We start from the raw sequence: 12,931 nt of genomic DNA, 5'->3' as shown, positions 1-12,931 counted from the left end.
AGCGGACGTCAAAAAGGACGACCGCTTCCTGACGATAAATCTCGCCCGAAAGGGCGGCGTTCGCCCCCTCTCCCCCTCGGGGAGAGGTTTGGGGGGAGGGGTCAAGGCTTGCCTCGGGCAACATCGAAGCACGCCCTGATGTCCCTTCCCCGCGAGTCCCGCCCCTCACCCCAGCCCTCTCCCCGGCGGGGAGAGGGAGCGGGATCGCGTAACCGGCAGACACCTCTTCCAACTGCAACATCGAATCGGGCAACCGCTCCGGCACCGCGAACTGGAAGCGGAACGGTCGCTCCGCGCGCACCGCCTCGGTGCCGGCGAGCTTCTCCAGCCGCTTCATGCGCGACTGCGCCTGCTTGGCCTTGCTGGCCTTGGCCTTGAAGCGGTCGACGAACGATTGCAGATGCGCACGCTCGGCCTGCTCGCGCTCGTGCGCGATCTGCTGCTGGCGCAACTGCTCGGCGCGCAGGCGCTCGAAGGCGCTGTAGTTGCCGGTGTACAGCCGCGCCCTGCCCTCGTGCAGGTGCAGCGTGTGCGAGGTGACCGCATCGAGGAACTCGCGATCATGCGAGATCACCAGCAAGGTGCCCTGGTAGCGGCGCAGCCATTCCTCCAGCCACAGCACGGCGTCGAGGTCCAGGTGGTTGGTCGGCTCGTCCAGCAGCAGCAGGTCGGAAGGCGCCATCAGCGCGCGCGCCAGGTTCAGGCGCACGCGCCAGCCGCCGGAGAACTCCTTCACCGCGCGCTCGTGGGTGTCCGGCGCGAAACCCAGGCCGTGCAGCAGGCGGCCGGCGCGGGCGCGGGCGTCGTAGCCGTGCAGTTCCTCGATGCGGTGGTGGGCGCGGGCCATGGCGTGCGCATCGCCGCGCGCCTGGGCGTCGGCCTCCTCACGCAGCGCAGCGGCGACGTCCTCATCGCCGCCGAGCACGTAGTCGAGCGCGGCGTCTGGCAGCGCGGGCGTCTCCTGCGCAACCGAGGCCAGGCGCAGCCTGGTCGGCATGTCCAGCTCACCGGCATCGGATTCGAGCCGCCCCTGCAGGGTGGCGAACAGACTGGACTTGCCGCAGCCGTTGCGGCCGATCACGCCCAGGCGCCAGCCGCTCTGGATGGTCAGGTCGATATCGGACAGCAGCAGGCGGCTGCCGCGGCGCAGGGCGAAATGGCGGAACGCGATCATCGGGAGGGAAGCGTGGACGGGCGACCCGACATGATAGCCGGGCTGGAATGCCTAGCCCATCTCAGACGTCATGGAACGCCGTGGCGCCCCCGCCGTACATCTGCTACAACGGCGCCGCACAGGACCTTTGCGGAGAGGGGAATCATGGTCAAGTTCACTGGCGGTCTGGCGATGCTCGCCGCGATCGCGTTCGGCGCGCCGATGGCCGCGCACGCGGGCGACAGCCTGCTGATCCACCGCGTGCAGCAGGAACAGGGGATGAACCTGCCCACCCGCGGCATGACCATGGCGCAGGTGGAGAAGCGCTATGGCGCCCCGCAGCGCAAGCTGCAGCCGCGCGGCGGCGACACGCAGAAGCATCCGGTGATCAACCGCTGGGACTACAGCACCTTCATCGTGTACTTCGAGCACGACCACGTGATCCATTCGGTGCTCAACACGCCGGCGGGCAACAACCGCAATCCGGCCGCGGCGCAGTAGCCGACCGCTTCGCGAAAAACAATGGATTCCCGCGGCCGCGGGAATCCATTTTCGTTTCCGCTCATCGCCCGCAGCCGGCGGCTCGTCTACACTCCGCCGTTTTCCAGCCCGACGCGAGCGCCACGATGACCACTTCCGCCGACCTGCGCCTGCCTGCCGAATGGGAACCGCAGGACGGGGTACTGATCGCCTGGCCGCACGAGGGCACCGACTGGGCCGCGCGCCTGGCCGAGGTGGAGACCACGTACACGGCGCTGGCCGCCGCCGTCGTCCGTTTCCAGCCGCTGGTCGTGATCGTTGCCGACGAGGGCGTGCGTGCGGCCGCGGAGCGCGCGCTGCGCGGCGCGGGCGTGGACCTCGAGCGGATCCGCTTCGTCGAGCTCCCGTACGACGACACCTGGCTGCGCGATTCCGGCCCGATCACGCTGGTCTCGGCACAGGGCTTCCAGCTCACCGATTTCCGCTTTACCGGCTGGGGCGGCAAGTTCGGCGCCGAGCAGGACGATGCGCTGGTCGCGGGCCTGGTTGCCGCCGGCGTGTTCGGCCCTGCAGCGCACGAGCGCGTGGACTGGGCGCTGGAAGGCGGCGGCATCGAGAGCGATGGCGGCACCACCGTGCTGACCACCTGGCGCTGCCTGCACCAGCGCCACCCCGAGCAGTCGCGCGAGGCGATGGATGCGATCCTGCGCGAGAGCCTGCATGCCCGGCGCGTGCTGTGGCTGGACCACGGCTACCTCGAGGGTGACGACACCGACGCGCATATCGACACCCTCGCCCGCTTCGCGCCCGGCGAGCGCATCGTGTTCCAGGCCTGCGACGATCCGGACGACCCGCACCACCAGGAACTCGGCCGCATGGCTGGCGAACTGACCGCCCTGCGCACGTCCGAAGGCAAGCCCTACCGCCTCTCGCCGCTGCCCTGGGCGCAGCCGGTCATGGACGAGGGCCGCCGCCTGGCCGCCTCCTACGCCAACTACCTGGTGATCAACGGCGCCGTGCTGGTGCCCGCCTACGGGGACGCAGCCGACGACGAGGCTGCCCGCATCATTGGTGCCGCCTACCCGGGACGCGAGGTGGTGCAGGTGCCCTGCCGCCCGCTGATCTGGCAGAACGGCAGCCTGCACTGCATCACCATGCAATTGCCGGCCGGCCTGCTGGGCTGAACGGGCGCTGCGCAGCAACACTTTGGCGACAACCGCGCCGCCCTGCTCCGCTAAACTGTCTGTCTCGCAGGAACCTCGAGGCAAGAGACAGGCAATGACCGGCAAGACACTCAAGGTGGCGCTGCTGCAGGAAACCCACCGCGGCGGCCGCGACGCGAACCTCGACGCGATCGAAGCGGGCCTTCGCGAAGCTGCCGCGGCCGGCGCGCAGCTGGTGCTGCTGCAGGAGCTGCACAACGGTCCGTATTTCTGCCAGCGCGAGTGCGTCGACGAATTCGAACTGGCCGAGACCATCCCCGGCCCGGGCACCGAACGCATCGGCAAGCTGGCCGCCGAGCTCAAGCTGGTCGTCGTCGCCTCGATCTTCGAGAAGCGCGCCGCCGGCCTCTACCACAACACCGCGGTGGTGTTCGACCGCTCCGCGGCGATCGCCGGCAAGTACCGCAAGATGCACATCCCGGACGATCCGGCGTTCTACGAGAAGTTCTACTTCACGCCAGGCGACATGGGCTTCGAGCCGATCGACACCTCGGTCGGCCGTCTCGGCGTGCTGGTGTGCTGGGACCAGTGGTATCCGGAGGCCGCGCGGCTGATGGCGCTGGCCGGCGCGCAACTGCTGCTCTACCCCACCGCGATCGGCTGGGATCCGAACGACGAGCAGGCCGAAAAGGATCGCCAGCGCGATGCATGGGTCACCGTGCAGCGCGGCCACGCCGTAGCCAACGGCCTGCCACTGCTGGCGTGCAACCGCACCGGCTACGAGGCTGACCCGTCCGGCGTGGGCGCAGGCATCCAGTTCTGGGGCACCAGCTTCGTGGCCGGACCGCAGGGCGAGTTCCTGGCCAAGGCGGGCACCGACGGACGCGAGCTGTTGGTGGTCGACGTGGACCTGGAGCGCAGCGAGCACGTGCGGCGGATCTGGCCGTTCCTGCGCGACCGGCGCATCGACGCCTACGGCGACCTGCTCAAGCGCTATCGGGATTGAAAACGGTGGGCGCAAGCCCACCCTACGGAAACACCTTCCTCCGGACTCCGCATGACCCTTCCCGATTCCGACGTCGCGCCGCCCGACGCCCTGCTCGACCAGCCCCTGGAACGCGTCACCCGCGACGGCGTGGAATACGTGATGCTGGGCACGGCGCACGTCTCGCGCGCCAGCGTGGCGGCGGTCGAGGCGCTGGTGGCCAACGAGACGTTCGACGCCATCGCCGTGGAGCTTTGCCCCAGCCGCGCCGAAGGCATGCGCAATCCCGACGCGTTCAAGCAGATGGACCTGTTCCAGGTGATCCGCCAGGGCAAGGTCGGCATGGTGGCGGCGAGCCTGGTGTTGTCCTCCTTCCAGCAGCGGCTGGCGGCGCAGTACGGCATCCAGCCGGGCGCCGAGATGAAGGCCGCGATGGACGGCGCCGAACGCGCGGACCTTCCCGTATGGCTGATCGACCGCGAGGTCGGCACCACGCTCAAGCGCGCCTGGCGCAGTGTCGGCACGTGGGCGCGCTTCGGCCTGCTGGGTGGATTGATCGCCAGCGTCTTCGAGCGTGAGCAGGTCGACGAGAAGGAGATCGAGAAACTGAAGGAAGGCGACCTGCTGGAAAGCGCCTTCGGCGAATTCGCACAGAGTTCCGCGCCGCTCTACAACAGCCTGATTGGCGAGCGCGACGAATACATGGCCGCGCGCCTGCGCGAGCAGGCCCAGGGCGCGCCGGCCGTGCGCCGCGTGCTGGTGGTGATCGGCGCAGGTCACCTGAAAGGCTTGTGCGCACACCTGCGCCAGCAACAGGAACCGCCGGCCCGGCGCATCGCCGAACTGGCGCAGTTGCCGCCCAAGGCACGCTGGCCCAAGTGGCTGGCGCTGGGCCTGGTGCTGCTGGTGTTCGCGGCGATCGCCTACGCCTTCCACCGCAACCCCTCGCTGGGCGCGCTGGCGCTGCGCAACTGGGTGCTGTTCACCGGCGGCTGCGCCGCGCTCGGCGCACTGGCGGCGGGCGCGCATCCGCTGAGCATCCTGGCGGCCTTTGTCGCCGCGCCGATCAAGCCGTTCCGCCCCGGCATCCCGGCCGGCGGCATCAGCGCGATGGCCGAGGCCTGGATCCGCCGCCCGCGCGTGGCCGACTTCGAGACACTGCGCGACGACATCGCCGACTGGAAGGGCTGGTGGAAGAACCGCGTAGCACGCACGCTGCTCAACTTCATCCTGGTCAGCGTGGGCACGGTGATCGGCGAATACGCGGCCGGCATCCAGATCTTCAAGAGCCTGTTCTGACGCGATTCGCGGCGTGTTCCACGCCGCCGACCGGCACGCCTGAATTCCATCGAGCCCGTGCGTCAAGTTGTCCGTCGCGTGAAGCAGACACTATACTTCCGCGACTTTGCACCCTGACCCCAAGCTTGGGAACGATCTAGATGACTCGACTGCAACTGCTCGGCCTGACCGTGGCCGCAGCCCTTCTGGCCGCCGGCAACGCGCACGCGGCAGGCGACAAGGCCAACGGCCGCAAGCTGGTCTACACCTGCAACGGTTGCCACGGTATCGACGGCTACACCAATGCCTATCCGGACTATCCCGTGCCGAAGATCGCCGGGCAGAACGAGCAGTACATCATCAACGCCCTGCATGGCTACAAGAGCGGCGACCGCACGCACCCGACGATGATGGCGCAGGCGCAGAGCCTGTCCGACCAGGACATCGACGACATCGCCGCCTATCTCTCCAGCCTCGCCAAGTAAGTTTCGAAGGAATTCCGCATGAAGCGTGCGCTTACCCTGCTCTTCCTCGGCGCCGTGCTGGCGTTGTCCTCCACCGCACTGCTGGCCGAAGGCAACGTCGACAACGGCAAGACCAAGGCCGCGGCCTGTTTCGCCTGCCATGGCGCCGACGGCAACGCGGTCGATCCGCAGTACCCGCGCCTGGCCGGCCAGTACAACCTGTACCTGCAGCAGGCGCTGCACGAGTACAAGGACGGCCGCCGCAACAACCCGATCATGAAGGGCTTCGTCGCGACTCTGTCTGACCAGGACATCGAGGACGTCGCCGCCTACTTCTCCAGCCTGCAGACCAAGCTGCACACGCTGGACGGGCACATCCAGGGCGACAAGTAAGTCGCGCTCCGATCAGGTAAAAGCAAAAGGCCCGCACCAGCGGGCCTTTTTCGTTGGCTCCCTCTCCCTCCGGGGAGAGGGTTGAGGTGAGGGGTCAAGGCTGGCGGGGAACGCTCTCAGAGCCACGCTTTGATGCCACAGAGTCGCGAGCCCCGCCCCTCACCCCAGCCCTCTCCCCGGAGGGGAGAGGGAGCAAAAGCCTTGCTTCCCGCAGGCCAACCATCACCCCATCGCCGAGCTGCCGGCCTTCTCCTTGTAGTAAGGATTGCGCCCGCCGCTGTGGTCGGTCGCATCGCGCACCGCGGTGATCTCCGGCACGCGCTCGCGCAGGGTCTTCTCGACGCCGTTCTTGAGCGTCACGTCCACCATGCTGCAGCCGTGGCAACCACCACCGAACTGCAACAGCACGGCGCCATCGGAGGTGACCTCCAGCAGGCTGACGCGGCCGCCATGCGAGGCGATCCGCGGATTGATCTCCGCCTCCAGCACATAGCGCACCCGTTCGATCAGGCCCGCGTCGGCCCCTGGGATCTCGCCCTTGATCCGCGGTGCGCGGATATTGAGCTGGCCGCCGGTCGGGTTGGACTCGTAGTCGATGCTCGCGCCGTCCAGCCAGCGTGCGCTGTCGCCTTCTAGATAGAAATTGAATCCCTCGCACTCGACCAGCCATTCGTTGCCCGACAGCTCACGCGGCTCGCAGAACTCGAGCTCGCAGTTGGCCGCCGGCGTGCCCGGCGCGGTGACGCGCAGCAGGATGCCCAGCTCCTCGCCCTGCTGGGCCAGCAGGCGGCGAAAGTGCTGCTGCGCGCGGTCGGAAATATCGATCATCGGAACCTGTTCTCCAGCGCCGGCGGGGTCGTCCGGCGAAACAGCACCATTTTAGTCCTGTTTCGGGCGAAAGTCCGGTTTTGACTTTTGCGCGCGCAGCTTTGACGCTTCGCGTTTTTCCTGGACGGAGTTCCCGCAATGAACCGCAACGACCTCTCCACCCAGCACTGCCAGCCTCGCAAGGGCAAGGACCACGCGCTCGCGGCGGCCCAGGTGCAGGAACTGCTGGCGCAACTCCCCGGCTGGAAGCTTGCCGCCGACGGCAAGGCCATCGTGAAGGACTTCCGCTTCGAGGATTTCCACCGCACGCTCGGCTTCATCAACGCGGTGGGCTTCATGGCCAATCGCGAGGATCACCACCCCGACCTGGAGGCCGGCTATGGCCACTGCCAGGTGCTCTGGTCGACCCATGACGTGGGCGGGCTTTCGCTCAACGACTTCGTTTGCGCAGCCAAGGTCGAGGCGCTGCTCGCCTGACGCCGAGGTCCGTAGGTGGGCTTTAGCCCACCGTCGGTATGGCCAGGCGCGGTGGGCTGAAGCCTACTCTACGGCTTGCGGAAACTTTTTCCTTTGTTGCCAAGCGCATCCAGGAAGTTCTTCAAGTCATCCGGTAGAGGCGTGGAGAAGCCGTACGCGCGCCCTTCCAGCTCGAAGCCCATATGCGCGGCATGCAGGAACAGCCGCTGCAGCCCCTTGTCCTTGAAGCGCTTGTTGGCCTCGCGGTCGCCGTATTTGGTGTCGCCGGCGAGCGGGTGGCCGATGTGCGCGGCGTGTACGCGGATCTGGTGGGTGCGGCCGGTACCCAGCGTCGCCTGCATCAGGCGGGCGCCGGTGTACTGCTCCATCTCGCGGAAAAAAGTGAGTGATGGCTTGCCGTTATCGGACACTCTTACCATTCGTTCTCCGCCCTGGAGCACGGACTTGAGCAGCGGCGCATTGACGTCGAAGCGCGCCTTGGGCGGGTGGCCGACCATCAGGCAGAGGTACTGCTTGGTGACCTGGCCCGCCCGGATCGCCGCCTGCAGGCCGGTCAAGCCGGCGCGGGTCTTGGCGAATACCAGCACGCCGCTGGTGTCGCGGTCCAGCCGATGGACCAGTTCCAGGTGCTGCTCCGGACGGGCGGCGCGCAGCAGCTCGATCGCCCCGTGGCTGACGCCCGAACCACCGTGGCTGGCGATCCCGGACGGCTTGTCGATGACGAGGAAATGCTTGTCCTCGAAGATCACCGCCTCGGCGACCTGGGCGACCAGTTCGGGTGCCGGCCCCCGGTCGGGTGCCCGCTCGGCGGTACGCACCGGCGGGATGCGCAGCGTGTCACCTGCGTTGAGACGGGTGTCCGGCTTCGCCCGCTTGCCGTTCACGCGCACCTGGCCGGTGCGCAGAAGGCGGTAGATCATGCTCTTGGGCACGCCCTTGAGCAGGGTCGCCAGGGCGTTGTCGATCCGTTGGCCGTCGCGCTCGGGGCCGATATCGACTTGACGCACACCTTGAGGTGCGTCATGGGAAGTTACCGTCTGCATTGAAAAAAACCTGGGGTAATAGGATACTCGGCGGGCGCTTTATGTCCCCCTTCGAGTTCGTTCGTGGCGGGGACGCCCCGTCCGCGACCAAAGGCGAGGATTGCGCCGGTGGCCACCCCGGCAGCCGGCCGTAAACTCCCGAATATCGTAACGGTTCGGGATGCCGTTGTCCGCCGCCAGGGGGTGGCGAGGCGGCAGGAGCGCGTGCCACGAATCACCCCGGTGTCGGACGATGCCGGTTTATTTGCCGCCACCCGCAGCGGCGCGATCCCGGCAGGCAGCCCTCAAGGCGCCACCGTGGCACGCGACGCGCGGCCAGGCCGAAGGAAAAAACTACAATGAAACGCATGTTGATCAACGCAACTCAGCGTGAAGAGTTGCGCGTGGCCATTGTCGATGGCCAGACCCTGTACGACCTCGATATCGAGATCCCCTCCCGCGAGCAGAAAAAGGCCAACATCTACAAGGGCCGCATCACCCGCGTCGAGCAGTCCCTCGAAGCCTGTTTCGTCGACTACGGCGCCGAGCGCCACGGCTTCCTTCCGCTGAAGGAAATCGCCGACCAGTACTTCACCCCGGGCCTCAACCCCAACAAGTCCAGCATCCGCGAGCTGCTCAAGGAAGGCCAGGAGCTGGTCGTCCAGGTCGAGAAGGAAGAGCGCGGCAACAAGGGCGCGGCGCTGACCACGTTCATCTCGCTGGCCGGCCGCTACATGGTGCTGATGCCGAACAACCCGAAGGCCGGCGGCGTCTCGCGCCGGATCGAGGGTGAGGACCGGCAGGCGCTGAAGGAAGCGCTGGATCACCTCAACGTTCCCGACGATGTCGGCCTGATCGTGCGTACGGCCGGCATGGGCCGCGACGCCGAAGAGCTGCAATGGGACCTGGACTACCTGCTGACCCTGTGGCGCTCGATCTCCGAGGCCGCGGCCAAGCAGAAGGCGCCGTTCCTGATCTACCAGGAATCCAAGCTGTTCATCCGCGCCCTGCGTGACTACCTGCGCAACGACATCGGCGAGATCCTCATCGACGAGGAGTCGCTGTACAACGATGCGCGCGAGTTCATGCAGCAGGTGATGCCCAACGCCCTGCGCAAGCTCAAGCTCTACAAGGACGACACCCCGCTCTTCTCGCGCTACCAGATCGAGACGCAGATCGAGAGCGCGTTCGACCGCCAGGTGCGCCTGCCCTCCGGCGGCTCGATCGTGATCGACCAGACCGAGGCGCTGACCGCGATCGACATCAACTCCTCCAAGGCCACCAAGGGCTCGGACATCGAGGAGACCGCGTTCAACACCAACGTCGAGGCGGCGGTCGAGATCGCCCGCCAGCTGCGCATCCGTGATGCCGGCGGCCTGATCGTCATCGACTTCATCGACATGGACAGCCCGCGCCACCAGCGCGAGGTCGAAGAAAAGCTGAAAGACGCGCTCAAGCTCGACCGTGCCCGCGTGCAGGTCGGCCGCATCAGCCGCTTCGGCCTGCTGGAGATGTCGCGCCAGCGCCTGCGCCCGAGCCTGGGCGAAGCGACCCAGATCGTCTGCCCGCGCTGCGAGGGCCACGGCCACATCCGCGGCATCGAGTCGCTGTCGCTCTCGACCCTGCGCCTGATCGAAGAGCACGCCATGAAGGACAACACCGGCCAGGTGCTGGTGCAGGCGCCGCCGGCGGTGGCCAACTTCATGCTCAACGAGAAGCGCGCCAGCGTGGTCGAGATCGAGCTGCGCAACAAGGTGCACGTGGTCATCGTCGCCGACGACAAGCTCGAGACCCCGCACATCGAGATCCAGCGCATCCGCGAAGCCGACATGGGCGAGCACAGCAAGCCCAGCTACGAGCGCCTGACCGCGGTCGAGGCCACGCCGGTCCCGAAGATGGGCCAGGCCCTGGGAAGTTCCGAGCAGCCCGCAGTCAGCGGCATCGTGCCGGCCACGCCGGCGCCGGTGCGCGAGGAAGCGCCGGCCGCGGCGCCCGCACCCGTCGCGCAGCGTCCGCGTCCGGCCAGCGCTCCTGCCCCGCAGGGTGGCGTGATCGCGCGCCTGCTCGGCTGGTTCCGTGGCGCCAGCGAACCCGCCGCTCCAGCGCCTGCCGAGCGCAAGCAGCCGGCCCAGCCGGCCGGCCGCCAGGGACGCCGTGACGAGCGTGGCCGCCCGCAGCAGCAGGGGCAGAACACCCAGCGCGCCGCACGCCGCGAGCCGGGACAGTCCCAGCAGCCGCCGAAGAGCGGCGCAGGCAAGAACGCCAACCCGCGCCAGCGCGGCAACGAAGCCGGCTCGCGCCAGCCGCAGCCGCAGGCCCGGGAGCAGCAGCCGCGCCAACCCAAGCCCGCGCCGGCACCGGCGCCCGCCGCTGAAAGCCAGGAACCGCGCAAGCAGGCGACCAGGCCGGAGCGCGCCCCGCGCCCGCCCCAGGCCGAGCAACCGGCCGTAGCCGCGCCCCCGGCCGACGAGCCGCCGAAGGACATCGAGACTCCTGTCGTCGCGAAGAACGAAGCCGGCACCGCCGTAGCCGACACCAAGCCCGAGGCGGAAGGTGGCCAGCCACGCCGCCGTCGCGGTCGTCGGGGCGGTCGCCGTCGCCGTCGCCATGAGGATGGAACGCCGATCCAGGGCGCGGCCCCCGACCAGCTCGAGGAGCTGGACGACGAGGACCGCGAAGGCGACGAATCGGTTGCACCGGGCCAGGTTGCTCCGGGCGCCGCGGCAGCCGTGACCGCTGCCGCCGTGGCGGCCGCTGCACACGGGGAAAGCGGGAACACGCCAACGACCGCAGCCACGCCGGATGCATCGGAGCTGCCCGAAACGGTCACTCCGGCACCGGCGGCGACTGCATTCAACCTTCCTCCCTTGCCGCCGATTCCGGCCGCTACTGCCGCTGACGAGCCGGTTATGACGGCTCCCACCGAGACGCCTCCCCAGGCTTCCTCCGTCGCTGCGGAAGAAGCCGTGGAGCCCGCACCGACCATGGAAACCTCGGAGCCTCCGCTGGTGGCTGGCGCGCCGGAAGCGGCGTCGGAATCCCTCGAACCGATCGAGGCGATTGAACCGGTGAAGGCCGGCGAACCCACGGCCGAAGCGCAGGCACCTGTCAACGCGGAGCCCGAGCTACCCGCTGCCGACGCATCGGTGCCGATGCCCAAGCAGGGCGACCTGCTCACCCAGGCAACGCCCGACACGACGGTCCTGCCTTCGGACGAAACGGCGGAAGAACCCAAGCCTGCACCACCGGACGACGAACATCCGCCCAAGGATGCCGCACAGGGCTGAGTAATCCACAACAAGAAAGCCGGACGGTTGTCCGGCTTTCTTGTATCTGGAACAAGGTCGTCGGCAAGCAGCGGGCGATGCCCCGCTTCAGCCAACCTGGTTGGGCGCGTCCAGCAAGCCGTGCACCGTCATCAGGTGCGCCAGGCCGATCACGTGTTCCACCTGCAGCTTTTCCATCAGGCGCTGCTTGTAGGTGGATACGGTCTTGGGACTGAGATTGAGCTGGTCGCCGATCACCGTCAGCGGCTTTCCGCGCACCAGCATCATCGCCACTTCCAGTTCGCGGCTGGACAGCGCGTCGAAGGGCGAGCCGCTGTTGCCGTCGAGTGTGGCCAGCGCCAGCTGCTGTGCGACCGCCGGCGCCAGGTAGCGGCGACCGCTGGCCACCTGGCGCACCGCCACCAGCAGCTCGTCGGCCGAACAACCCTTGGTGAGATAGCCCAGTGCGCCCGCGTCGAGCAGGCGCTTGGGAAAGCGCGCGTCGTCGACCACGGTGATGATGATGATGTGCGTGTTGAGCTTGGCGCGGATCACCCGCTCGGTCAGCTCGATGCCGCTCATCCCCGGCATGTGTACGTCGACCAGCGCCACGTCCGGCGCCAGCGTGCGGATCAGGCGCAGTCCCTCTTCCGCCGTCCCTGCCTCTCCCCTGATGCGTACGTCCGGCTGCTGCTGCAGGATCATGCGGAAGCCGGTGCGTACCAGTTCGTGATCGTCCACGAGCACGATGTTGATCACTTCAAGCCCTCCTTGGGAATAGTGAAGGAAAAGTAGGTGGGCGCTCCGCGCAATGCAAGCGTTTGCGCATGCCGGCAACAAAAAAACCCGCCGTGCGGCGGGTTTTCCGGAAGCGGATGAAATCTCCGCTTCGATGTTGGTGCCCAAGGGGGGACTCGAACCCCCACGCCTCTCGGCGCTACCACCTCAAGGTAGTGCGTCTACCAATTCCGCCACCTGGGCAGGTGTGTTGCGTTTACTTCGTCGAGCCCGCCGGTGCGGGAACGTCCGACTTCGCGGGAGCGCCGGCGGCCGGCACGTCGCTGTTCGACTTCGCCGGCGCCTGCGGCACGTCGGTGCCGGCCGGTGCCGCGGGCTGCGCATTCTGGGCGGGCGCGGGCTTGTTGGCAAGACCGGACATCACGCCCAGGTCGGACTGCGTCGCCTGCGGTGCGCCGTTGCGGCTCAGGTAGATGCCCATGCCCAGGCTCAGCAGGAAGAACAGCGTGGCCAGCACCGCGGTGGCGCGGGTGAGGAAGCTCGCCGAGCCGCGCGCGCCGAACACTGTCGCCGACGCACCGCCGCCGAAACCGGAGCCTGCATCGGCGCCGGCGCCGCGCTGCATCAGGATCAGCACGATCATCGCCGCGGCGATCAGGATGTAAAACACGCTGAAGATGACAA

13 protein-coding genes and 1 tRNA gene are annotated in these 12,931 nt (G+C 67.9%); 8 read left to right on the top strand and 6 right to left on the bottom strand.

What is annotated here, in order from left to right; all coding sequences use genetic code 11:
* The coding region (locus AAIL17_RS17905) for an ABC-F family ATP-binding cassette domain-containing protein (protein WP_424684187.1) at window positions 1-1,174 on the bottom strand (1,174 nt) is incomplete at its 3' end.
* A 144-nt stretch (window positions 1,175-1,318) separates the two neighbouring features.
* On the opposite strand from AAIL17_RS17905, the gene AAIL17_RS17900 reads away from it, so the two are divergent.
* The 6 genes from AAIL17_RS17900 (at window position 1,319) to AAIL17_RS17875 (ending at window position 5,916) form a co-directional block, all read left to right on the top strand.
* Window positions 1,319-1,654, top strand: a complete 336-nt coding sequence (locus tag AAIL17_RS17900) for a hypothetical protein (RefSeq protein WP_424684186.1) — start codon at window positions 1,319-1,321, stop codon at window positions 1,652-1,654.
* A gap of 125 nt (window positions 1,655-1,779) precedes the next feature.
* Window positions 1,780-2,817: an agmatine deiminase family protein gene (locus AAIL17_RS17895; RefSeq protein WP_424684185.1), complete on the top strand. Its 1,038-nt coding sequence runs from the start codon at window positions 1,780-1,782 to the stop codon at window positions 2,815-2,817.
* Between the two features lie 94 nt (window positions 2,818-2,911).
* Entirely contained in the window at window positions 2,912-3,802 is an 891-nt protein-coding gene (locus tag AAIL17_RS17890) for a carbon-nitrogen hydrolase (protein WP_424684184.1), read from the top strand.
* 51 nt (window positions 3,803-3,853) lie between these two features.
* A complete protein-coding gene (locus AAIL17_RS17885) occupies window positions 3,854-5,080 on the top strand; it encodes a TraB/GumN family protein (RefSeq protein WP_424684183.1) in 1,227 nt (408 codons plus the stop codon).
* Window positions 5,081-5,220: 140 nt separating this feature from the next.
* Complete coding sequence (locus tag AAIL17_RS17880; RefSeq protein ID WP_424684182.1) at window positions 5,221-5,544, top strand: c-type cytochrome; 324 nt, start codon at window positions 5,221-5,223, stop codon at window positions 5,542-5,544.
* A gap of 18 nt (window positions 5,545-5,562) precedes the next feature.
* Window positions 5,563-5,916 carry a c-type cytochrome gene (locus AAIL17_RS17875; protein WP_424684181.1) on the top strand — a complete coding sequence of 118 codons (354 nt, stop codon included), beginning with the start codon at window positions 5,563-5,565 and terminating at the stop codon, window positions 5,914-5,916.
* A 222-nt stretch (window positions 5,917-6,138) separates the two neighbouring features.
* Here AAIL17_RS17875 and AAIL17_RS17870 read toward each other — a convergent pair whose 3' ends face one another.
* The gene (locus tag AAIL17_RS17870; RefSeq protein ID WP_424684180.1) at window positions 6,139-6,744 is read right to left on the bottom strand and encodes an NfuA family Fe-S biogenesis protein; all 606 of its coding nucleotides are present in this window, start codon (window positions 6,742-6,744) and stop codon (window positions 6,139-6,141) included.
* 138 nt (window positions 6,745-6,882) lie between these two features.
* On the opposite strand from AAIL17_RS17870, the gene AAIL17_RS17865 reads away from it, so the two are divergent.
* Window positions 6,883-7,221, top strand: a complete 339-nt coding sequence (locus AAIL17_RS17865; protein WP_424684179.1) for a 4a-hydroxytetrahydrobiopterin dehydratase — start codon at window positions 6,883-6,885, stop codon at window positions 7,219-7,221.
* A gap of 68 nt (window positions 7,222-7,289) precedes the next feature.
* On the opposite strand, the gene AAIL17_RS17860 is transcribed toward AAIL17_RS17865, so the two are convergent.
* On the bottom strand, window positions 7,290-8,264 hold the full coding sequence (locus AAIL17_RS17860) for an RluA family pseudouridine synthase (protein ID WP_424684178.1): 975 nt from the start codon (window positions 8,262-8,264) through the stop codon (window positions 7,290-7,292).
* A gap of 338 nt (window positions 8,265-8,602) precedes the next feature.
* Here AAIL17_RS17860 and AAIL17_RS17855 point away from each other — a divergent pair, with 338 nt between their 5' ends.
* Window positions 8,603-11,530 (top strand): Rne/Rng family ribonuclease, encoded by a 2,928-nt coding sequence (locus AAIL17_RS17855; protein WP_424684177.1) that lies wholly within the window; start codon window positions 8,603-8,605, stop codon window positions 11,528-11,530.
* A gap of 87 nt (window positions 11,531-11,617) precedes the next feature.
* On the opposite strand, the gene AAIL17_RS17850 is transcribed toward AAIL17_RS17855, so the two are convergent.
* From AAIL17_RS17850 to secG, 3 genes are all read right to left on the bottom strand, one after another.
* On the bottom strand, window positions 11,618-12,268 hold the full coding sequence (locus tag AAIL17_RS17850) for a response regulator (protein ID WP_424684176.1): 651 nt from the start codon (window positions 12,266-12,268) through the stop codon (window positions 11,618-11,620).
* Window positions 12,269-12,405: 137 nt separating this feature from the next.
* A tRNA-Leu gene (locus AAIL17_RS17845) sits at window positions 12,406-12,490 on the bottom strand.
* A gap of 13 nt (window positions 12,491-12,503) precedes the next feature.
* The coding region (secG, locus tag AAIL17_RS17840; protein WP_424684175.1) for a preprotein translocase subunit SecG at window positions 12,504-12,931 on the bottom strand (428 nt) is incomplete at its 5' end.

This window comes from Frateuria sp. YIM B11624 (genome assembly GCF_049727805.1).
Classification (GTDB): Bacteria; Pseudomonadota; Gammaproteobacteria; order Xanthomonadales; family Rhodanobacteraceae; genus Frateuria_A.
This window is presented reverse-complemented; position numbering and strand designations above follow the sequence as displayed.